This window comes from Mycobacterium sp. E1214 (genome assembly GCF_001666755.1).
Lineage (GTDB): Bacteria > Actinomycetota > Actinomycetes > Mycobacteriales > Mycobacteriaceae > Mycobacterium.
Genome location: NZ_LZJC01000162.1, coordinates 60,162 through 80,414, shown reverse-complemented (window position 1 = coordinate 80,414; position 20,253 = coordinate 60,162). Strand labels below are relative to the sequence as shown.

Here is a 20,253-nt window from a genome sequence, read left to right as displayed (position 1 = left end):
CGCGGTGGTGGTGGTGTGGGACAGGGCGCTGAGGTGCACAACGGAAATTTAGCACGTTCATTACAGTTATTCCGGTGACGGGATTCGGCGAAAATCAACGGGTAGCAGTGGTGACCGGGGCCAGCTCCGGGATTGGCGAGGCAACCGCGCGAATCCTTGCTGCGCAGGGCTTTCACGTCGTCGCGGTGGCCCGCAGGGCGGACCGCATCGAGGCGCTGGCTAACGACATCGGCGGCACCGCGATTGTGGCTGATGTCACAGACGATGCGGCGGTGGCGGCGCTGGCCGAACGGCTGAGCCGGGTGGACGTTCTGGTGAACAACGCCGGCGGGGCCCGGGGCCTGGCGCCCGTCGCCGAGGCCGACCTGGAGCACTGGCGCTGGATGTGGGAGACCAACGTGCTGGGCACGTTGCGGGTCACCCGGGCGCTACTGCCCCAGCTGATCGCCTCCGGCGACGGGTTGATCGTGACCGTGACTTCGGTTGCGGCGCTTGAGGTTTACGACGGCGGCGCCGGCTACACCGCGGCCAAGCACGGCCAGGGGGCGTTGCACCGCACGCTGCGCGGCGAGCTGCTGGGCAAACCGGTCCGGCTCACCGAGATCGCCCCGGGCGCGGTCGAGACCGAGTTCTCGCTGATTCGCTTCGACGGAGACCAGCAACGCGCGGACGCCGTGTACAGCGGCATCACGCCGCTGGTGGCGGCCGACGTGGCCGAGGTGATCGGGTTCGTGGCCTCGCGGCCGCCGCACGTCGACCTGGACCTGATCGTCCTCAAACCGCGTGATCAGGCGTCGACGAGCCGGTTCAACCGCCGGAGCTAGTCGACGTCGGACTGGTCGACGTCGAAGTCGGACTGGTCGACGTGGAGGTCGTCGTCGTCGGCGTGCCGGACAGGGTGGGCGCGTTCGACGGCGTCACCGGCGCGGTGACCGGGATCTGGGTCGACGGCGGGCGCGCAGTCGGGGGCGGCAGCGCCGACATGGCCACCCAGGTGTCCCAGTCCACGGCCCAGTCCCAGATGTCGCCGTCGGAGTACGACAGCTGGATCGTGCTGCCGGTGACTTCGACCGGGTCCCCGTACATGGCGGTGTGGAAATACTGCTCGGCGTCGCTGGTCGAGAGGTTGATGCAGCCGTTCGTGACGTTGCTGTTGCCCTGCGCCCCCGCGCTGGACGGGTTGGCGTGGATGAACTCGCCGTTGTTGGAGATGCGGACCGCCCAGCGTTCGTGCACGTTGCTGTAACCGGCGGCGGGGTTGGACATGTAGAAATCGGAGTACTTCTCGCTGACGACGTGGATGCCGTTGCGGGTCACGTTGCGCGCCTTGTCCGCCTCGCCGTAGCTGCACGGGAAGTCCATGACAACGCCCTCGTCGCGCACCACCTGGATCCGGTGTGACGAGACCTCGGCCTTGACCACCTGCCGGCGGCCGATCTGAATGTTCAACGAGATGTCGTCGGCGCCGTAGGCGTTGTCGCCGAACGGCAGGCCGTAGAGCTTGGCCTCCACGTTGACGGTGGTGCCCGCGGGGTAGTACTCGCGGGTGCGCCAGTGCGCGCGGGCGCCCTGCGCCTCGTCGGGCAGCCAGGCCCAGCTGCCCTCGACCGGCGGGTTCGTGGTCACCGTGAGGGCCTTCTCGACGGCCGCCTTGTCGCTGATCGGCGCGTCGAACTGGATGATGATGGGCGCGGCGACGCCGACGGTCTGGCCGTCCGCCAACTGGAAGGCGCCACCGATCTTCTTGGTCGGGGCCACCGTCGTGAACTTGCCCGCGACGGGGAGCGCCTTGCCGTCGTGCCCGACGGCCGACCCGCTCCAGGTGTAGGTCGTGTCATAGCCCAGCGGCTCGGTGGTCGAGTAGACCGTGCGGTCGGCGTTGAACGCGCCAGCGACGGCCTTGCCCGCCGAGTTGGTCAGCGTCACCTTCTGGAACCAGCCGTCGGTGATCTCCACGCTGACCGGGGTGACCGGCACCACGTTCTCGGCGGAGGTCGCCGGCGAGTACTTGATCTGGGGAGCCGGCTGCTCCTTTTTCTCCGCTTGCTTGGCGGTCGAGCCGGAGCAGGCGGCCAGCACGCCGGGAGAGAGCACACCGAGCCCGAGGGTCGCCAAAGCCAGACGCCGGTTGATCGGCTTCGGCGGGCGGGACGGGCTCACGAAAGACAAAGATACCGGGCAGAATCGGCCAACTCGGTCGCGACGAAGCGGCGCCGCGCGCGGCGCGGCGAAATTTGCGGCTACAGCCTGCAGCCGACCAGGACGGGCTCGGGCTCCAATGTGATACCAAACACGCTGCGGACTCCGTCACGGACGGTCCGGGCCAGGGCCAGCACATCGTCCGAGCGGGCGTGCCCGCGGTTGGTCAGTGCCAGCGCGTGCTTGGTGGACAGCCGGCAGGGTGGTTCGCCGCAGGCGCCGTCCGGTTGCGGATAGCCCTTGCCGAAGCCGGCCCGCTCCACCAGCCAGCCGGCGGCGAGCTTGACCCCGTCCGGGGCCGGGTAGTGCGGCACCGGCCCGGCGGTGTCGCGCGCGAGGCGGTCGTAGACCTCGGGGGCGACGACCGGGTTGGTGAAGAAGGAGCCGACGCTCCAGGTGTCATGGTCGGCGGTGTCGAGCACCATGCCCTTGCGGCCCCGCAACGCCAGCACCGCGTCGCGCACGGCGCGCGGGTCCGCGCGCTCGCCGGCGCGGACGCCCAGCGCGGCGGTCAGCTCGGCGTAGCGCAGCGGGGCGCTGCGGCCCGACGCGTCCAGCGCGAACTCCACCTCCAACACCACCAGCGGCAGCCGCTGTCCGGCCCGTTTGAGCACGCTGGTGCGGTAGCCGAAGCCCAGCTCACCGGCCGGCAGCCAGCGCGTCTCGCCGCTGGCGCGGTCCAGCACCCGCACCCGGGTGATGCTGTCGGAGACCTCCACGCCGTAGGCCCCCACGTTCTGCACCGGGGTGGCCCCGGCCGAGCCGGGGATGCCGGACAGGCATTCCAGGCCGCCGAGGCCGTGGTCGAGGGCCGTGACGACGACGTCGTCCCAGCCCGCGCCCGCCTCGGCGCGGACCAGGTTGCCCTCGACGGCGATGCCGTCGTTGGCCAGCCGCACCGCCGTCAGGTCGGTCAGCGAGTCGGCGAGTACCACGTTGGATCCCCCGGCGAACACCAGCACGCGTTCGGCGGCGTGGCGGTCGAGTTGCCGCAGGACCGCGATCACCTGCTCGCTGGAGACGCAGGTGATGAGGCGACGCGCGACCGGCCCCACCCGCAGGGTGGTCAGCGGCGCCAGCGGCACCCCCTCGGCCACCACCGCGCCGGCGAACTTCGCCCCGGCAGCGCTGGTCTTCATGGCCCGTAACGGTAGCCTGACCAGCTATGCCGCGTTCATTCGACTTGTCGGCCGACTACGACGGCAGCGTTGACCAGGTGCACCGCGCTTTCACGGACGAAAATTATTGGCGGGCCCGGCTGGCCGGCTCGGGCGTGGACGTCGCCACCCTGGAGTCGATGACCCTCGGCGAATCCGGGGAGGACACCGTCGACGTGGTCACGCTGCAGGTCATCCGCAGCCACAAGTTGCCGGGTATGGTCACCCAGCTGCACGCCGGCGACCTGTGCATCCGCCGTGAGGAGTCCTGGGGGCCGGTGACCGGTGGGGCGGCGCAGGGTTCGGTCCTGGGCTCCATCGTCGACGCCCCGGTCAACCTGTCCGGCACCGCGGAGCTGGCGCCCATCGCCGAGACAGGCGGCACCCGGCTGACGTTCCGCGCCACCGTGCAGGTGCGCGTCCCGATCATCGGCGGAAAATTGGAGAACATCATCGGCAGCCAACTGGCCGAGCTGATGGCCGCCGAACAGCGGTTCACCACGGAGTGGATCGCCAAGACGGCCTGAGCCGTCGCCCGGTTCGCCGGGGCCCGCCGCGGCTAAGCTGGCCCCCATGCGAATCGCCTTGGCGCAGCTGCTCAGCGGCACCGATCCCGCGGCGAATCTGCAGCTGGTGCGCGATTACAGCGCCCAGGCCGCCGACGCCGGCGCGCGGCTGGTGGTGTTCCCGGAGGCCACCATGTGCCGCTTCGGTGTCCCGCTGGCGCCGGTCGCCGAGCCGGTCGACGGCCCCTGGGCCGACGGGGTGCGCCGGATCGCGACCAACTCCGGCCTCACCGTGGTCGCGGGGATGTTCACCCCGTCCGGTGACGGCCGGGTCAAGAACACGCTGATCGCCGCGGGTCCCGACGGGTCGAGCGCCCACTACGACAAGATCCACCTCTACGACGCGTTCGGGTTCACCGAGTCCCGCACGGTCGCCGCCGGCCGCGAGCCGGTGGTCATCACCGTCGACGGGGTAGGCGTGGGGCTGACCGTCTGCTACGACATCCGCTTCCCCGCGCTGTACACCGAGCTGGCCCGCCGCGGGGCCCAGCTGATCACCGTGTGCGCGTCCTGGGGCGCCGGTCCCGGGAAACTCGAGCAGTGGACGCTGCTGGCGCGGGCCCGCGCGCTCGACTCGATGAGCTACCTCGCCGCCGCCGGTCAGGCGGACCCCGGCAAAGCCCTGGACGGCGCGGGCGCCCCGACCGGCGTGGGCGGCAGCCTGGTCGCGTCGCCGCTGGGCGAGGTGGTCGCGTCCGCGGGATCGCAGCCGCAGCTGCTCGTCGCCGACATCGACGTGGACCGGGTCGCCAAGGCCCGGGAGAGCATCGCGGTGCTGAGAAACCAGTCGGACTTCACACAGGTTGATAGTGCAGAATCGGTCGGGTGACGAACCCGCAAGGACCCCCGAACCAGGACCCGCCGACGTGGGGCCGTCCCGGCAGCCAGGGCCCCTTCGGCCCGCCGCCCACTGAGCGGCCGACCGAGCGGATCAACACCGGCGGCCCGCGGCAGGCGCCGCCGCAGCCCGTGGCGGGCGCCTCGCAAGCGGCTACCGAGCAGTTCGGCGCCCCCCAGCCCAATCTGCAGCAACCTCAGTACCCGCCGCCGCCGACCCCACCGGCCGCCCCCACCGAGCGGCTCGCCGCCCCGGACGAGGACCCCGCGTCGGGAAAGCGGAAGCGCCGCTTCCTTCGCGACCCGCTGTCGGTCGCGCTGGTCTTCATCATCGTGTTCGCGCTCGTCATCGCCGGGTTCGTCGGCGCCGAACTGTACGTCCGGCATGTCGCGGACACCAAGGTGGCCCAGGCGGTGGCCTGCGAGGTCAAGGATCAGGCGACCGCGTCGTTCGGCGTGACGCCGCTGATGCTGTGGCAGCAGGCGACCAAGCACTACACCAACATCTCGGTGCAGACGGCCGGTAACCAGCTCCGTGACGCCAAGGGCATGAAGCTGGCGCTCAACATCAAGGACGTCCGGATCAAGGACTCGGGCAATTCCAAGGGCACCATCGGCTCGCTGGACGCCACCATCACCTGGACCACCGACGGCATCAAGCAGACGGTGCAGAACGCGATCCCGGTGCTGGGCCCGTTCGTCACCAACAGCGTGACCACCCACCCGGCCGACGGCACGATCGAGATGAAGGGCATGTTGGAGAACATCACCGCCAAGCCGGTGGTGTCGGGCACCGGGCTGCAGCTGCAGATCGCCAGCTTCAACGCGCTCGGCTTCACGCTGCCTAAGGAGACCGTGCAGTCGACGCTGGACGACTTCACCTCCAACCTCACCAAGAACTACCCGCTGGGGATCCACGCCGACAGCGTGCAGGTGACGGATACCGGTGTCACGAGCCACTTTTCGACGCAGAACGCGAGCATCCCGGCCGGCGACAACAACGACCCCTGCTTCGCCAACCTCTGACGAGGGCTACGGGGTCGACGGGTCCGCGCCGAGCCCGTCGAGCACGGCGCGGGTGCCTGACAGGCCGAGCCGGGTGGCCCCGGCGTCGAGCATCGCGATCGCGTCGGCGGCGGTGCGGATGCCGCCGCTGGCCTTGATCCCCAGCCGCCCACCAACGGTCTCGGCCATCAGCGCGACCGCCGGCACCGTCGCGCCGCCGCTGGGATGGAAGCCGGTCGAGGTCTTGACGTAGTCGGCGCCGGCGTCCTCGGCCGCCCGGCACACTTGGGCGAGGGCGCGCTCGTCGGCCAGGGCGAGCAGCGCCGACGATTCGACGATCACCTTCAGCACGATTCCCGTTGCGGCGTCGCGCACGGCGGCGATGTCCGAACGGACGGCGGCGTAATCGCCCGCCAGGGCCGCGCCCACATCGATGACCATGTCGACCTCGGCCGCGCCGGACGCGACCGCCTGGGCGGCCTCGTAAGCCTTGACCGCCGACAGGTGCTTGCCCGACGGGAAGCCCGCGACGCTCGCCACGGCCAGGCCCCCGGCCCCCCGCACCGCGGCCGGCACCATGGGGGGCGAGACGCACACCGCGTAGACGCCGAGCTGCTTGGCGTCGGCCACTAGCGCGGCCACGTCGGCCTCGGTGGCCTCGGGCTTGAGCAGGGTGTGGTCGACCCTTGCGGCGACGTCGGCCCGGCTGTATCGGCTCACGGGAAGCTCTCCTCCGGGCCGCCGGGGTTGCACCCCGAGGCCACCATCTCGGTGTCGTCCACGACGGGGCGCCACGGCTCCAGGTTCCAGCTGGGCTTGCCGGGCTGCGCCAGCTCGGCGAATTGCCAGTGGCAGTCGAATTGCGCGCGCATGCCGGGGGTGTCGGCGTCGGGTGCGGCGGCGAGCACCTCGCCCCACGCCTCGTCGGCGAGGGCGCCGCTGCCGGGCTGTCGGGCGGCCAGCCGCCCGGACGCTGACGGGAAGACCCGCAGGCTGCTGCGGCCCTGCCAGAGCGACCACTCGGTGTGGTCCACGAAGGGTGGCGACGGAACCGACGGCGCGGCCGGGCCCGCGGTGAGCGCCCCGGAATTCGCGTGCGCGAGCGCGGGGCAGCAGGCGGCCAGCAGCGCGGTCGCCGCGACCAACAGGGCCCTCACCCCGTCAGCGCGACTTGCCCTGGATTTCGAGGAGCTTGGGCCGCACATCCACCAGGTACACGCCTGCCCCGCAGGCCGCGATCGCCATGCCGAGCACGCCGAACACGGGGTAGAGCAGGGATGTCATCACGACGGCCAGCCCGAGGATCACCAGCCAGACCGGCTTGGTCAGCTTGTCGGCGGCGGTATAGGCGTCGGGGCGCTGCAGCGCCGCATGCACGAACGCGTAGACCGCCATGATGAGGACGGCGATCTGCAGGACCAGCATGACGGTGCCCACGAGTTGACTCACGCCTTCAGGGTAGGCGGGCGTCAACCCAAACGTCGACTCAGAGTTGCCCCCTCGAACAACTCTGAGCCGACTGTGTGGTGCGGCCGGCCGCCGTCGGGCGGCCGGGGTCCTACTTCTGGGTGACCTTCTTGGCCGGCGCCTTCTTGGCGGGAGCCTTCTTGGCCGGGGCCTTCTTGGCCGGCGCCTTCTTGGCAACGGCCTTCTCCGGCGCCTTGCCGACGGCCTTCTGCGCCTTCTGAGCCGTCTCGTCGGTCTTCTTGGGCAGCTCGATGCCGACCAGCTTGGCGGCTCGCTCGCCGACCGCGCGGGTCTGCGACGCCACGGTGCCCAGCGCCTCCTGCGTCAGCTCGACGGCCTGGTCCACGTAGCCCTCGGCGCGCGCCGACGCGTCGTCGAACGCGGTCTGGCTGCGCAGCCGCTGCAGGGCGGCCTCGCCACGCTCGACCAGTTCGTTGTAGCGGTTGGTGGCGGCCTCCAGGTAGCCCTCGGCGGCCTTGCGCAGCTCTTCGCTGGTGAACCGGTCGCGCAGCTCGGTGATCTGCTCGGGCAGGTCTTCCTGCAGCTTGGTCAGGCGAGCGCGGCTCTCCTCGACCCGGCTGCGGGTGTCGGCGCGGGTCTCCTCGGCGCGGTCCCGCAGGCCGGCGAGCAGCTCGTTGACGGTGGCCAGGGCCAGGTCGGCCGCGCCCAGGGCCGCAAGCAACGGGGCCCGCAATTCCTCGATGTTCGAATTTTCCGCCATGTCTTTTCCTTTCATGGTGTTGTTTTCACGATCAGCGTCATTCGTGTCGGTGCGGTCTGGTCTGTCGAAGTCGGGAAGCTCGGTTCAAGCGCCTCCTTGAAAGCTGGTGACCGTCGACGCGGATTTCGTCGGGAGCAGTCGGAGGGATCGTGGAATTCCCTTCCTCTGGGATAACCGCGGCGGCCGGTCGTCTATACATCGCGACTCGCTGGCGATTGGTGAACGCCCTGCCCGGCGGCCAGTCACTCGTCTGATTCGGTCGGACACTCCTCGGTGCTGCTGGATTCGTTTTCGTGGGCGAACGATGCGTAGATGTCGAGCAGGATTTGTTTTTGACGCTCGGTGATCGAGGTGTCGGTGATGATGGCGTCCCGCACCTGACTTTTGTCGCTGGGCTCGAGAATTCCGGCCTGCACGTAAAGCACCTCGGCGGACACCCGCAACGCCTTCGCGATCTGGTTCAACACGTCGGCGGACGGTTTACGCAGCCCGCGCTCCACCTGGCTGAGGTAGGGATTGCTGACGCCGGACTTCTCGGCGAGCTGACGCACGGACACCTGGGCAAGCTCACGCTGGCTGCGGATGAAGCTGCCGATGTCCGACGCCATGTCCGAAGCAGCGCTGGACACCTTGGCGGAGAGCTTCTCCTCGGTTGCCATGGCGTACTCCTGCGTCTGGTGGTGGTCGACCACAGACTACGGACAAGTGCTTGCATTTGCAAGCACTTGTTAGCACCACTAGAAGAGCAGCTGGGCGATGGCGTAAATGACGAGGCCCGCGAGCGACCCCACGACGGTGCCGTTGATGCGGATGAACTGCAGATCGCGACCGACGTGCAGCTCGATGCGCCGGCTGGCCTCCTCGGCGTCCCAGCGCTCGATCGTGTCGGTGATGATGGCGGTGATCTCCACCCCGTATTGGGACACCAGGTGCTGCGCGGCCCGGACCAGCCAGTTGTCGACCTTGTCGCGCAACTCGGCGTCGTCGCGCAGCGATTCGCCGACCCGGATCGCCGTCTCGGCGATGCGGGTCCGCAAGCTGCTCGACGGGTCGTCGACGCCCTCGAGCACCAGCCGCTTGAGCGTCTTCCACGCCGTCGCGGCGGCGTTGGCGATCTCGTCTCGGGCCATCAACTGCTCCTTGACGGCCTCGGCGCGGGCGATCGTGGTGTCGTCGTGCTGCAGGTCCTCGGCGAACTCGAACAGGAAGCGGGTCGCCGAACGGCGCAGTTCGTGGTCGGGGTTGCGGCGCACCTTATCGGTGAAGTCCATCAGCTCGCGGTGGATGCGGTCGCCCACGAGGTGATCGATGAACCGCGGCGACCACGTCGGGGAGTCGCGCTCGATCACCCGCTGAATGACCTCCCCGGCGTTGAGCGACCACTGGAACGCCCGGTCGGCCAGCAGCTGGATCAACGCCTCCTGCCGGTTTTCGGCCAGCAGCGTCGCCAGCACCCGCCCCACCGGCGGCCCCCACTGCGGCTCCCCGATGCGGCGCACGATCATCCGGTCGATCACCTGCTGCACGTCGTCGTCGCGCAGCAGCTCCACCAGCACGCGCAACACGGTCGCGGCCTCGCCGGCCACCCGCTCGGCGTGCGCCGGCTCCGACAGCCACTTGCCCAGCCGCCCGGGCACCTGGGCGTCGCGCAACTTCGTCTCCACGACGGGCGCCGACAGGAAGTTCTCCCGGACGAAGGTCCCCAGCCCCTCCCCGAGCTGGTCCTTCTTGCGCTTGATGATCGCGGTGTGCGGGATGGGGATGCCCAGCGGGTGGCGGAACAACGCCGTCACGGCGAACCAGTCGGCCAGGGCGCCGACCATCCCGGCTTCCGCCGCCGCACCGACATAACCGACCCAGGCGCCCAGGCTGGCGTGCGCCTGTGCCCAGCGGCAGGCGAGGAAGACAACGCTGGCGCCGATCAAAAAGCTCAGCGCCACCGCCTTCATGCGGCGCAGCGCGACGCGCCGTTCGGCGTCCGCCTCCGGATCGGCGCCGGCAAAGGATTCCGCGAGAGATGGCCGGGCCTGGCCGGCCGCGGGGTGCGAGGCCGCCTCGTTCATGCCCACTGCCGGCGCGTGCGTCGGTTCGCCTCCTTGCGAGGCCCTGTGTACCACCACACCATCATCTATCTTCGCGGCCGATTGGTGCGACGACACAGCTCGCGGCAACCCCGGGGGCCGGTGCCGAGGACTCAAACCCCGCCTCACCGCCGTAAGATCGAGGGCGTCGAGTGAACGGAAATTGACGATAGTGACAGAGCAAATCTCGGTTGTGAGCGTCAAAATGGACGGCCGCAAGCGGCGCTGGCACCAGCACAAGGTGGAGCGCCGCAACGAGCTCGTCGACGGCACGATCGACGCGATTCGCCGGCACGGCGGCGCTCTGAGCATGGACGAGATCGCCGCGGAGATCGGCGTTTCCAAGACCGTGTTGTACCGCTACTTCGTCGACAAGAACGACCTGACGACCGCGGTGATGATGCGGTTCACCCAGACCACCCTGATTCCCAACATGGCCGCCGCCCTCACATCGAACCTGGACGGGTTCGATCTGGCCCGCGAGGTCATCCGGGTGTACGTCGAGACCGTCGCCAACGAGCCGGAGCCGTACCGGTTCGTGATGACCAACAACTCGGCCAGCAAGAGCAAGGTGATCGCCGATTCCGAGCGGATCATCGCCCGGATGCTGGCGGTCATGATCCGCCGGCGGATGCAGCAGGCCGGCATGGACACCGGCGGCGTCGAGCCCTGGTCCTATCTGATCGTCGGCGGCGTGCAGTTGGCCACGCACTCGTGGATGTCGGACCCCCGGATGAGCCGGGACGCGTTGATCGATTACTTGACGATGCTGAGCTGGAACGCCCTCAAGGGCATCGTGGAGGTCGGCGGATCGCTCGAACAATTCCGCGCCGAACCCCACCCCTCGCCGATGGTGCCGCCCCGCGACCGCCGAGACGGATCCGCGTTATAGCAGAAGCCATTTGCTGACGAGTGCCGTTTTGGGTATTTCGGCCCTTCCGTGTGACGCTAGAGTGCGCCGGGGAAGGCGCGACAGCCGCCCAAAGGGCTAGCATGCAGGGGATGCATCGGGGGTGATGCGAGGCCCGCTGGTCGGCCGCCCTCCCCTGCTTCCGAAAATAGAAAGGCCCTCCTCGCGATGTCCGTCCAGCTCACGCCGCATTTTGGCAACGTGCAGGCCCACTACGACCTGTCCGATGACTTCTTCCGGTTGTTCCTCGATCCCACGCAGACCTACAGCTGCGCCTACTTCGAGCGTGACGACATGACCCTGGAAGAGGCGCAGCTCGCCAAGATCGATCTGGCGCTGGGCAAGCTGAAGCTGCAACCCGGCATGACGTTGCTCGACATCGGGTGCGGGTGGGGGGCCACCATGCGGCGGGCTATCGAGAAGTACGACGTCAACGTCGTGGGCCTGACGCTGTCGGAGAACCAGGCGCAGCACGTGCAGAAGAAGTTCGACGAGATGGACACCTCGCGCACCCGTCGGGTGCTGCTGGAGGGCTGGGAGAAGTTCCACGAGCCGGTGGACCGGATCGTCTCGATCGGCGCGTTCGAACACTTCGGCCGGCAACGCTACGGCCGCTTCTTCAAGATGGCCTACGAGGCGCTGCCGCCCGGCGGAGTGATGTTGCTGCACACCATCGTTCGGCCTTCGTTCAAGGACGCCCGCGCGCGCGGCATGAAGCTGACGCACGAAATCGTGCAGTTTTCGCAATTCATCTTGGCCGAGATCTTCCCCGGCGGTTGGCTTCCGACGCCGCAGACCGTCGGCGAGTACGGCGTGACGGCGGGGTTCGAACTGACGCGCGTCCAGTCGCTGCAGCTGCACTACGCCCGCACGCTGGAGACGTGGGCGGCCGCCCTGGAGGCCCGCCGCGACGAGGCCATCGCGATCCAGTCCGAAGAGGTCTACGACCGCTACATGAAGTACCTGACCGGCTGCGCGAAGCTGTTCCACGAGGGGTACACCGACGTCGACCAGTTCACGCTGGAGAAGTTGCAAAAGTAGTCCGCCAGGGCGGCTTTCAACTGGCCGTCGCCGGCGGGCGCTGTCCGGCTTGGGGTTTCGCGCGCCTACCGCCCAGGGCTACCGTATCGGGTGTCGTTGCGCCCCAGCATGTTTCGCGCGGCGCCGCACGCCTCGTCAGTACGAGTAGAAGCCCTGCCCCGTCTTCTTGCCCAGCCGGCCCGCCTCCACCATGCGCAGTAGCAGCGGCGGCGGAGCGAAGTGTGGCTCCTTGAATTCCTCGAACATCTTGTCCGCGATGAGCTTCAGCGTGTCCAGCCCCACCAGATCGGACAGCCGCAGCGGGCCCATGGGGTGCGACAGCCCGGCGACCACGGCTTTGTCGACGTCCTCGATGCTGGCGAACCCCGCTTCGACCATGCGGACCGCCGAGAGCAGGTAGGGCACCAGCAGCGCGTTGACGACGAAACCGGACCGGTCGGAGCAGCGCACCACCTGCTTGCCCAGCACCGCGCTGGCGAACTGTTCGGTCCTGGCGGCGGCGGCCTCGTCGGTGACGAGCGTGCTGACCAGTTCGACCAGCGGCAGCACCGGGACCGGGTTGAAGAAGTGCAGGCCCAGCACCCGTTGCGGGTTCTTGGTGGCCGCGGCGATCTTCATGATCGGGATGCTGGAGGTGTTGGACGCGAGTACCGCGTCCGGGTCGGTGATGACCCGGTCGAGTTCGGCGAACACCTGCGCCTTGACGGCGTCGTCCTCGATGATCGCCTCGATGACCAGCTGGCGGTCGGCCAGGTCCTTGAGGTCGGTGGTGAAGGTCAGCTGGCTCAGCGCCCGGTCGCGTTCCCGCTCAGTGACCTTGCCCGCGCTGACGCCGCGCTCCAGCGACTTCACGATGCGGTTGCGCCCCGCGGTGATCAGGGCGTCGGTGGTCTCGAACACCGTCACGTCGACGCCGGCGCGCACGGAGACCTCGGCGATGCCGGACCCCATCTGACCGGCCCCGACTACGCCCACTCGCTGAATCCCTGCGTCACTCACTGTCTTCTTCTTTCGACGTTGTATCGCCTTGCACCGCAATAGGCCCCGCCCAGGATCGCTGGGCGGGGCCTATGCTACTTCAGCCGGATCTACGGCTTGGTTCCTCTAGCGGCTCAGTCCTTCGGGCCAAAGCCCGCTCGGTCTCAGTGACTCAACCCGCCGGTTTCACTTCACCCTCGCGGCCTAAAGCCCGCTCGGTCTCAGTGAAACTGCCCCTCTTCGGTGGAGCCCGTCAGCGCGGTGGTCGACGAGGTCGGGTCCACCGTGGTGGCGATGCGGTCGAAGTAACCGGCACCCACCTCGCGCTGGTGCTTGGTGGCGGTGTAGCCGCGCTCCTCGGCGGCGAACTCGCGCTCCTGCAGCTCGACGTAAGCGCTCATCTGGTTGCGGGCGTAGCCGTAGGCCAGATCGAACATCGAGTAGTTGAGGGCGTGGAAGCCGGCCAGCGTGATGAACTGGAACTTGAATCCCATTGCGCCAAGCTCCTTCTGGAACTTCGCGATGGTGCTGTCGTCGAGGTGCTTCTTCCAGTTGAACGACGGCGAGCAGTTGTAGGCCAGCATCTGGTCGGGGAACTCGGACTTGACGCCCTCGGCGAACTTGGCGGCCAGCTCGAGGTCCGGGGTACCGGTCTCCATCCAGATCAGGTCGGAGAACGGCGCGTAGGCCTTGGCCCGCGCGATGCAGGGCTCCAGCCCGTTGCGGACCCGGTAGAAGCCCTCCTTGGTCCGCTCACCGGTGATGAACGGCTGGTCGCGCTCGTCGACGTCGGAGGTGATCAGCGTGGCGGCCTCGGCGTCGGTGCGCGCGATCACGACGGTCGGCACGTCGGCGACGTCGGCCGCGAGGCGGGCCGAGGTCAGGGTGCGGATGTGCTGCTGTGTCGGGATCAGCACCTTGCCACCGAGGTGGCCGCACTTCTTCTCCGAGGCCAGCTGGTCCTCCCAGTGCGAACCGGCCACACCGGCGGCGATCATCGCCTTCTGCAGCTCGTAGACGTTGAGCGCACCACCGAAACCGGCCTCACCGTCGGCGACGATCGGGGCCAGCCAGTTCTCGACCGAGGTGTCGCCCTCGACCTTGGCGATCTCGTCGGCGCGCAGCAGCGCGTTGTTGATGCGGCGGACCACCTGCGGCACCGAGTTGGCCGGGTACAGGCTCTGGTCCGGGTAGGTGTGGCCGGACAGGTTCGCGTCACCGGCGACCTGCCAACCCGACAGGTAGATGGCCTTCAGGCCGGCGCGGACCTGCTGGACGGCCATGTTGCCCGTCAGCGCGCCCAGCGCGTTGATGTACTCCAGGTCGTGCAGCTGCTCCCACAGGACCTCGGCGCCGCGCCGGGCCAGGGTGGCCTCCTCCACGACGGTGCCCTGCAGCGCGACGACGTCCTCGGCGCTGTAGGTGCGGGTGACACCCTTCCAACGGGGGTTGGTGTCCCAGTCCTTCTTGATCTGTTCGGCGCTCTTGGGGGTGCCAACGACAGACATTGGGCATGCTCCTTCACGATCTTCACTACTGGATTGCAGAAGGCCTCACCGGCGGTAGCTACGTGCTTAACTTCGCTGATGTGCTAACTCGAAGATGGCACACCATGTTCCCGCAGGTCCACCCATTTCAGTTGCCAATTTCAGCAACGGCACCGCCCGTATTTGCGAATCTTGCGAAGCTGCGGGGGAACTGAACCGTTTCAGAATCTACCCGCCGGTAACAAGAATCCGCAGGTCAGCTGGGCATTTAACGGGACGCTTGTCCGGTTAGCGGTTGAAGAGCGCGGCGACGGCTTTCGTCTCGTCGCCGACCGCATATGTGAGCGTTGTAACAGGCCGATCGGTGAGGTTCGGGCCGAACTGATCGGTGGATCCCGCGGGGTGCAAGTGGGAGATGATCTCCAACTTGTCGCCCAGCGCGACCGGCGCCTCGTGCTCGATCGTGATGCGCAGCGGCCGCGCCATCAGCGCCAGATGCGACGCCAGATAGTCCTCGACCACGCTCCAGTACACCGAATTGTTCATGTGGTCGAACAGGTCGATGTCGGTGACGCGCACGGGGAACTCGTGGATCTCGACCGCGTCGTCGCGGCTGCCCGGCTTCAGGTACGACTTCCACCGCAGCCGGTCGACGGAGGTCGTCTTGTGCAGGCCCGCCAGGAAGTCGTCGGCGATGCGCGACGGCATCTGGGTGTCCCGGTTGATGTTGATCCAGAACGCCTCGGATTCGATGAGCCCACCCTTGCGGCCGTCGATGCGCACCCGCATCTCGCACCACCGGTTGGAGGTGCCCGAGCACCAGCGCCGACAGCGCAGCATGTCACCGAACTCGATCGGCTTGATCAGGTCCACCATGGTGCGCCGGACGATCCACAAGGGATGGGTCTCCTCGAAGCCCATCTCGCGAAGCTGGTCCTGGCCGATGTCCTGGATGTGCCGGGCGGCCGCGTCCAGGCGCAGGCGTCCCGTGCGGTCGATGTCGGCGACGCGCAGCGGCCATTCGCGGTCGAAGACGTCGGGGTGGCCGTCGGGCACCGGCATCAGTTGTTTGTCCAGGCTCACGGCGTCGCTCCCATTTCCTCCTGGTTGGTCACCTCAGGCTAGCCCTGGGGCCTTGTTGCGAATCATGCCAACGCGGCGCGCCGAATGCCAAACCTGACCCGACGTCGAGCTCTGCGAACTCTGCGAAGCGCAACTTCGCAATGCGTCGTACCCTGAAAAGCGTGTCGAAAACCTTCGTGGGGTCACGCGTGCGCCAGTTGCGCAGCGAGCGTGGGTTTTCCCAGGCCGCGCTCGCGCAGATGCTGGAGATCTCCCCGAGCTACCTCAACCAGATCGAGCACGACGTCCGCCCGCTGACCGTGGCCGTGCTGCTGCGCATCACCGAGGTGTTCGGGGTGGACGCCACCTTCTTCGCCTCACACGACGACACCCGCCTGGTCGCCGAGCTGCGCGAGGTGACGATGGACCGGGACCTCGACATCGACGTGGACCCGACCGAGGTTGCCGAGATGGTCAGCGCGCATCCCGCGCTGGCCCGCGCGGTGGTCAACCTGCACCGCCGCTACCGCATCACCACGGCCCAGCTCGCCGCCGCCACCGAGGAGCGCTACTCCGACGGCAGCGGCAGCGGTTCGATCACCATGCCGCACGAGGAAGTCCGCGACTACTTCTACCAGCGCCAGAATTATCTGCACGAGCTGGACACCGCCGCCGAGGACCTCACCAGCAAGATGCGCCTGCACCACGGCGACCTGGCCCGGGAGTTGAACCGCCGGCTCACCGAGGTGCACGGGGTGCACATCAACCGTCGAATCGACTTGGGCGACACGGTATTACACCGCTACGAGCCGCAGACCAAGACGCTGGAGATCAGCAACCACCTGTCGCTGGGGCAGCAGGTGTTCAAGATGGCCGCCGAATTGGCCTACCTCGAATTCGGTGACCTGATCGACGCCCTGGTCACCGACGGCAAGTTCACCAGCGACGAGTCACACACGCTCGCCCGGTTGGGCCTGGCCAACTATTTCGCCGCCGCGACGGTGCTGCCGTACCGGCAGTTCCACGACGTCGCGGAGAATTTCCGCTACGACGTCGAGCGGCTGTCCTCGTTCTACTCGGTCAGCTACGAGACCATCGCGCACCGGCTCTCCACGTTGCAACGGCCCTCGATGCGCGGCGTGCCCTTCTCCTTCGTCAGGGTGGACCGGGCCGGCAACATGTCAAAACGTCAGTCCGCCACCGGTTTTCACTTCTCCTCCAGCGGCGGCACCTGCCCGTTGTGGAACGTCTACGAGACCTTCGCCAACCCGGGCAAGATCCTGGTGCAGATAGCGCAGATGCCCGACGGCCGCAACTACATGTGGGTGGCCCGCACCGTCGAGCGGCGCGCCGCCCGGTATGGTCAGCCGGGTAAGACCTTCGCGATCGGGCTGGGCTGCGAGTTGCGCCACGCTCACCGGCTCGTCTACTCGGAAGGACTCGATTTGTCGGGGGATCTCAACGTCGTGGCCACGCCCATCGGCGCGGGCTGCCGCGTCTGCGAACGCGACAACTGCCCGCAGCGGGCCTTCCCCGCGCTGGGCCACGCGCTCGATCTCGACGAGCACCGCAGCACGGTGTCGCCCTACCTGGTGAAGCAGCCGTGACGGGCGGGACGGTCGGCCGCATCCCGTCGGGACGGTTCCGCGAGCTGGGCCCCCTCAACTGGGTGCTCGCCAAGGCGGCGGCGCGGACCGTCCGCGCGCCCGAGATGCACCTGTTCACCACGCTGGGGCAGCACCGGTCCCTGTTTGTGGCGTGGAGCATCTACAGCGGCCGCCTCCTGCGCGGCCGGCTGCCCGCGATCGACGCCGAACTGGTGGTCCTGCGCGTCGCGCACCTGCGGAACTGCGAATACGAGCTGCAGCATCACCGCAGGATGGCCCGCAACCAGGGCCTGGACGCGGACCTGCAGGCCGCGATCTTTGCCTGGCCCGACACCACGGTCGCGGCCGCGGACCGGTTGAGCGCACGCCAGCGCGCCCTGCTGACGGCGACCGACGAGTTCGTCGAGAGGCGCACCGTCACCGACGACACCTGGGCCGCGCTGGCCGGTCACCTCGACCGGCGCGAGCTCATCGAATTCTGCTTGCTGGCAAGCCAATACGACGGCCTGGCCGCGACCATGTCGGCGCTGGCCATCCCGCTGGACAACCCGGCCGGCTACAAGTAGAGGTCGGCCAGCACGGCCAGCGTCAACACCAGCGGCAGCACCGGCAGCCCGAACGCCAGCGCCGCCAGCCCGTACCTGCGGCGTCGGCGCTGCCAGAGGCCCCACAGCGCCGCGATCACGCCCACCGCGGCCGACACCACCAACACCGTCAGGCTCCACACGCTTGCCGTCGCGGTGTCTTCGCCGATCGAAATGGCAAGCAGCCACAGCACGTAACCCGCTCCCAGGCCGCCGATGGCGCCCGCGAGGGTCTCCGGCCGGACGGTGCTCCTCATGGCGCTCAGAAGTTGATCATGTGGCCGATGAGGCCGTGGAAGCACTCTTGCAACGCCTCCGACAGCGTCGGGTGCGTGTGCACGTTGCGCGCCAGCTCGGTCGCCGTCAGGTCCCACTTTTGCGCGAGCGTCAGCTCGGGCAGCAGCTCGGAGACATCGTGGCCGATCAGGTGCCCGCCCAACAGCTCGCCGTACCTGGCGTCGGCGATCAGCTTGACGAAGCCGCTCGGGTCACCCACCCCGTGCGCCTTAGCGTTGGCGGTGAACGGGAACTTGGCGACCACCACGTCGTGCCCCGCGTCGCGGGCCTGTTGTTCGGTGAGCCCGAAGCTGGCCACCTGCGGCTGGCAGAACGTCGCGCGCGGCATCATGCGATAGTCACCCAACGCCAAAGTCTCTGCGCCCGCGATGGTTTCGGCCGCGACCACGCCCTGGGCCTCGGCGACGTGCGCCAGCTGCAGCTTGCCGGTCACGTCGCCGATAGCGTAAATGTGCTCGACGTTGGTGCGCATGTAGTCGGTGATGCCGATCGCCCCGCGGTCGGTGAGCGCGACGCCCGCCTTGTCCAGCCCGTAGCCCTCGACGTTGGGCACGAACCCGATGGCCTGCAGCACCTTGTCGGCCTTGAGCTCCTCGGACTTGCCGTCCTTGCTGACCACGACGGTGACCCCAGACCCGTCGTCGGTGATGGACTCCACCTTGGTCCCGGTGCGGATGGTGATGCCGAGCTTTTTGAACTGCTTCTCGATCTCCTTGGACACCTCGGCGTCCTCGTTGGGGAGCGCGCGCGGCAGGAATTCGACGATGGTGACGTCGACCCCGTAGTTCTTCATGACGTAGCCGAATTCCATGCCGACGGCGCCGGCCCCGGCGATCACGATCGACGCGGGCAGCTCCCGCTTCATGATCTGTTCCTCGTAGGTCACCACGTTCTCCGACAGCGTGGTGCCCGGGACCAGCCGCGTGCTGGCACCCGTGGCGACGATGACGTTGTCGAAGGTGACGGTCTCGGTGCCGCCCTCGTTGAGGTCGACCGACAGCGTGTGCGGGTCGGTGAACTTCCCGTAGCCGTGGATCTCGGTGATCTTGTTCTTCTTCATCAGGAAGTGCACGCCGGCGACCCTGCCCTCGGCCACCTTGCGACTGCGGTCGTAGGCGACGCCGTAGTCGAAGCTGGCCTCGCCGGTGATACCGAAGGTCTTGGCCTCTTTGGTGAAGATGTGCACCAGTTCGGCGTTGCGCAGCAATGCCTTGGACGGGATGCAGCCGACGTTGAGGCAGACCCCGCCCCAATACTTCGGCTCGATGACCGCGGTGTTCAGGCCGAGCTGCGCGGCGCGGATAGCTGCGACATATCCGCCGGGACCGGCCCCGAGGACGACGACGTCAAAGTGAGAAGTCACGTGCCCACCCTAGTGGGCACGTGGGCGCGGCGTTAATACGGAAGGACGCCGGCCACGCAGTGGCCCACCCGTTCGCAGTAGTAGTAGCCGTACAGGGGCGCCGCGGCGGCGACGGCGGCGAACGGCCCCGACATCACCGCGACCGACAGGGCCGACACGAGCGGCTTGCCCGGCACCATCGCCAGCATCACGCCCGCGACGATGCACGCCACCACGTACACCAGGGCCGCGAACCCGGCCGGTGTCTTGTCCGGCGAGTGATACCACCAATAGAACAGGCCGAGCCCCACCTCGGCGGCCACCAGCCACACGCCCAGCAGGACCAGGGCCAGCTTCCACCACTTGAGGTAGACGTAGCGGCCGGGCACGGTGACCGATTGCACCGGCCCGCCCGCGCCCGCCCCGTCCTCCTGTTCGTCGGGCGCCTCGACCGCCGCCGCCTCGGCCGGTGTCGCGGCGGCGGGTTCTACAGCCTGCGGCCCGGTGTCGTCGGAGAAGTCGGGGACCCACGAGCGGGTGCCGGTGTCCTCGTCGTCGTCCTCGGAGAAGTCCGGCACGAACGCCTCGGTGCCCGGGTTGGTCCCGTCCTTATCGTCAGCCACCGGCGCTCACCCGCAGGGCGACCAGCACACCCAACCAGCCGGGCGCCACCGCCACGATCAACGCGCCGAGGGTCGTGACCCACCGCCGTCCGGACAGCAGCATCATGGTCAGCCCGACGACGCTGGGAACCCCGACCGCGGCCGCGACGGCGACACCCGGGTGGACGGCGGCGTGCACGACCACCTTGCAGGCCACCCCCGCCAAAAACCCGACCGCGCTGCCAATCAGCATGGCGCTGGCCAGAAGCCAGGGCCGCGGCAGGGGGATCACGGTGACGACTGTACTGCC

General features: G+C 68.4%; 23 protein-coding genes. 8 read left to right on the top strand and 15 right to left on the bottom strand.

What is annotated here, in order from left to right:
* The first annotated feature begins 74 nt into the window (after positions 1-74).
* The gene (locus A5700_RS22775; RefSeq protein WP_068073591.1) at positions 75-824 is read left to right on the top strand and encodes an SDR family oxidoreductase; all 750 of its coding nucleotides are present in this window, start codon (positions 75-77) and stop codon (positions 822-824) included.
* On the opposite strand, the gene A5700_RS22770 is transcribed toward A5700_RS22775, so the two are convergent.
* Together A5700_RS22770 and A5700_RS22765 are read right to left on the bottom strand one after the other, a co-directional pair.
* Positions 808-2,169, bottom strand: a complete 1,362-nt coding sequence (locus A5700_RS22770) for an Ig-like domain-containing protein (RefSeq protein ID WP_068073589.1) — start codon at positions 2,167-2,169, stop codon at positions 808-810. The two genes, A5700_RS22775 and A5700_RS22770, sit on opposite strands and share 17 nt — an antisense overlap.
* Positions 2,170-2,240: 71 nt before the next feature.
* Complete coding sequence (locus A5700_RS22765; protein ID WP_068073585.1) at positions 2,241-3,338, bottom strand: UDP-N-acetylmuramate dehydrogenase; 1,098 nt, start codon at positions 3,336-3,338, stop codon at positions 2,241-2,243.
* Positions 3,339-3,364: 26 nt separating this feature from the next.
* Here A5700_RS22765 and A5700_RS22760 point away from each other — a divergent pair, with 26 nt between their 5' ends.
* From A5700_RS22760 to A5700_RS22750, 3 genes are read left to right on the top strand one after another with little or no spacing between them, the layout of a single operon-like run.
* Positions 3,365-3,883: a DUF2505 domain-containing protein gene (locus tag A5700_RS22760; protein WP_068073584.1), complete on the top strand. Its 519-nt coding sequence runs from the start codon at positions 3,365-3,367 to the stop codon at positions 3,881-3,883.
* A gap of 46 nt (positions 3,884-3,929) precedes the next feature.
* A complete protein-coding gene (locus tag A5700_RS22755; RefSeq protein ID WP_068073582.1) occupies positions 3,930-4,751 on the top strand; it encodes a carbon-nitrogen hydrolase family protein in 822 nt (273 codons plus the stop codon).
* A complete protein-coding gene (locus A5700_RS22750; RefSeq protein ID WP_197502920.1) occupies positions 4,748-5,785 on the top strand; it encodes a DUF2993 domain-containing protein in 1,038 nt (345 codons plus the stop codon). The genes A5700_RS22755 and A5700_RS22750 overlap by 4 nt, the downstream gene beginning before the upstream one ends.
* Before the next feature lie 6 nt (positions 5,786-5,791).
* Here A5700_RS22750 and deoC read toward each other — a convergent pair whose 3' ends face one another.
* The 6 genes from deoC to A5700_RS22720 form a co-directional block, all read right to left on the bottom strand.
* Positions 5,792-6,484: a deoxyribose-phosphate aldolase gene (deoC, locus tag A5700_RS22745; protein WP_068073581.1), complete on the bottom strand. Its 693-nt coding sequence runs from the start codon at positions 6,482-6,484 to the stop codon at positions 5,792-5,794.
* A complete protein-coding gene (locus tag A5700_RS22740) occupies positions 6,481-6,921 on the bottom strand; it encodes a DUF2599 domain-containing protein (RefSeq protein ID WP_068073579.1) in 441 nt (146 codons plus the stop codon). The genes deoC and A5700_RS22740 overlap by 4 nt, the downstream gene beginning before the upstream one ends.
* A gap of 4 nt (positions 6,922-6,925) precedes the next feature.
* Entirely contained in the window at positions 6,926-7,213 is a 288-nt protein-coding gene (locus A5700_RS22735; RefSeq protein ID WP_068073577.1) for a DUF2516 family protein, read from the bottom strand.
* Between the two features lie 109 nt (positions 7,214-7,322).
* Positions 7,323-7,952: a heparin-binding hemagglutinin HbhA gene (hbhA, locus tag A5700_RS22730; protein ID WP_068073575.1), complete on the bottom strand. Its 630-nt coding sequence runs from the start codon at positions 7,950-7,952 to the stop codon at positions 7,323-7,325.
* A 242-nt stretch (positions 7,953-8,194) separates the two neighbouring features.
* Entirely contained in the window at positions 8,195-8,611 is a 417-nt protein-coding gene (locus A5700_RS22725; RefSeq protein ID WP_068073694.1) for a helix-turn-helix transcriptional regulator, read from the bottom strand.
* A gap of 78 nt (positions 8,612-8,689) precedes the next feature.
* Positions 8,690-10,015 (bottom strand): DUF445 domain-containing protein, encoded by a 1,326-nt coding sequence (locus tag A5700_RS22720; protein ID WP_068073573.1) that lies wholly within the window; start codon positions 10,013-10,015, stop codon positions 8,690-8,692.
* A 223-nt stretch (positions 10,016-10,238) separates the two neighbouring features.
* Here A5700_RS22720 and A5700_RS22715 point away from each other — a divergent pair, with 223 nt between their 5' ends.
* Positions 10,239-10,925 carry a TetR/AcrR family transcriptional regulator gene (locus A5700_RS22715; protein WP_082960633.1) on the top strand — a complete coding sequence of 229 codons (687 nt, stop codon included), beginning with the start codon at positions 10,239-10,241 and terminating at the stop codon, positions 10,923-10,925.
* Positions 10,926-11,111: 186 nt separating this feature from the next.
* On the top strand, positions 11,112-11,984 hold the full coding sequence (pcaA, locus tag A5700_RS22710) for a cyclopropane mycolic acid synthase PcaA (protein WP_068073569.1): 873 nt from the start codon (positions 11,112-11,114) through the stop codon (positions 11,982-11,984).
* 135 nt (positions 11,985-12,119) lie between these two features.
* Here pcaA and A5700_RS22705 read toward each other — a convergent pair whose 3' ends face one another.
* The 3 genes from A5700_RS22705 to A5700_RS22695 all read right to left on the bottom strand — a co-directional run bounded on the left by A5700_RS22705 (position 12,120) and on the right by A5700_RS22695 (position 15,532).
* Positions 12,120-12,983: a 3-hydroxybutyryl-CoA dehydrogenase gene (locus A5700_RS22705; protein ID WP_068073567.1), complete on the bottom strand. Its 864-nt coding sequence runs from the start codon at positions 12,981-12,983 to the stop codon at positions 12,120-12,122.
* Between the two features lie 200 nt (positions 12,984-13,183).
* Positions 13,184-14,470, bottom strand: coding sequence for an isocitrate lyase (aceA, locus tag A5700_RS22700; protein ID WP_068073566.1), 1,287 nt, complete (start codon positions 14,468-14,470; stop codon positions 13,184-13,186).
* A 267-nt stretch (positions 14,471-14,737) separates the two neighbouring features.
* Entirely contained in the window at positions 14,738-15,532 is a 795-nt protein-coding gene (locus tag A5700_RS22695) for an acyl-[acyl-carrier-protein] thioesterase (RefSeq protein ID WP_068073564.1), read from the bottom strand.
* A gap of 161 nt (positions 15,533-15,693) precedes the next feature.
* On the opposite strand from A5700_RS22695, the gene ramB reads away from it, so the two are divergent.
* Positions 15,694-17,118: an acetate metabolism transcriptional regulator RamB gene (gene ramB / locus A5700_RS22690; RefSeq protein ID WP_068073563.1), complete on the top strand. Its 1,425-nt coding sequence runs from the start codon at positions 15,694-15,696 to the stop codon at positions 17,116-17,118.
* The gene (locus A5700_RS22685; RefSeq protein WP_068073562.1) at positions 17,115-17,684 is read left to right on the top strand and encodes a carboxymuconolactone decarboxylase family protein; all 570 of its coding nucleotides are present in this window, start codon (positions 17,115-17,117) and stop codon (positions 17,682-17,684) included. The genes ramB and A5700_RS22685 overlap by 4 nt, the downstream gene beginning before the upstream one ends.
* Here A5700_RS22685 and A5700_RS22680 read toward each other — a convergent pair.
* The 4 genes from A5700_RS22680 to A5700_RS22665 are packed head-to-tail and all read right to left on the bottom strand — an operon-like array spanning position 17,675 to position 20,235.
* Positions 17,675-17,959 (bottom strand): hypothetical protein, encoded by a 285-nt coding sequence (locus A5700_RS22680; protein WP_068073561.1) that lies wholly within the window; start codon positions 17,957-17,959, stop codon positions 17,675-17,677. The two genes, A5700_RS22685 and A5700_RS22680, sit on opposite strands and share 10 nt — an antisense overlap.
* 5 nt (positions 17,960-17,964) lie before the next feature.
* Positions 17,965-19,362 carry a dihydrolipoyl dehydrogenase gene (lpdA, locus tag A5700_RS22675; protein WP_068073559.1) on the bottom strand — a complete coding sequence of 466 codons (1,398 nt, stop codon included), beginning with the start codon at positions 19,360-19,362 and terminating at the stop codon, positions 17,965-17,967.
* 32 nt (positions 19,363-19,394) lie between these two features.
* A complete protein-coding gene (locus A5700_RS22670; RefSeq protein WP_068073558.1) occupies positions 19,395-19,964 on the bottom strand; it encodes a hypothetical protein in 570 nt (189 codons plus the stop codon).
* A complete protein-coding gene (locus tag A5700_RS22665; protein ID WP_197502918.1) occupies positions 19,957-20,235 on the bottom strand; it encodes a putative holin in 279 nt (92 codons plus the stop codon). The genes A5700_RS22670 and A5700_RS22665 overlap by 8 nt, the downstream gene beginning before the upstream one ends.
* Positions 20,236-20,253 lie beyond the last annotated feature (18 nt).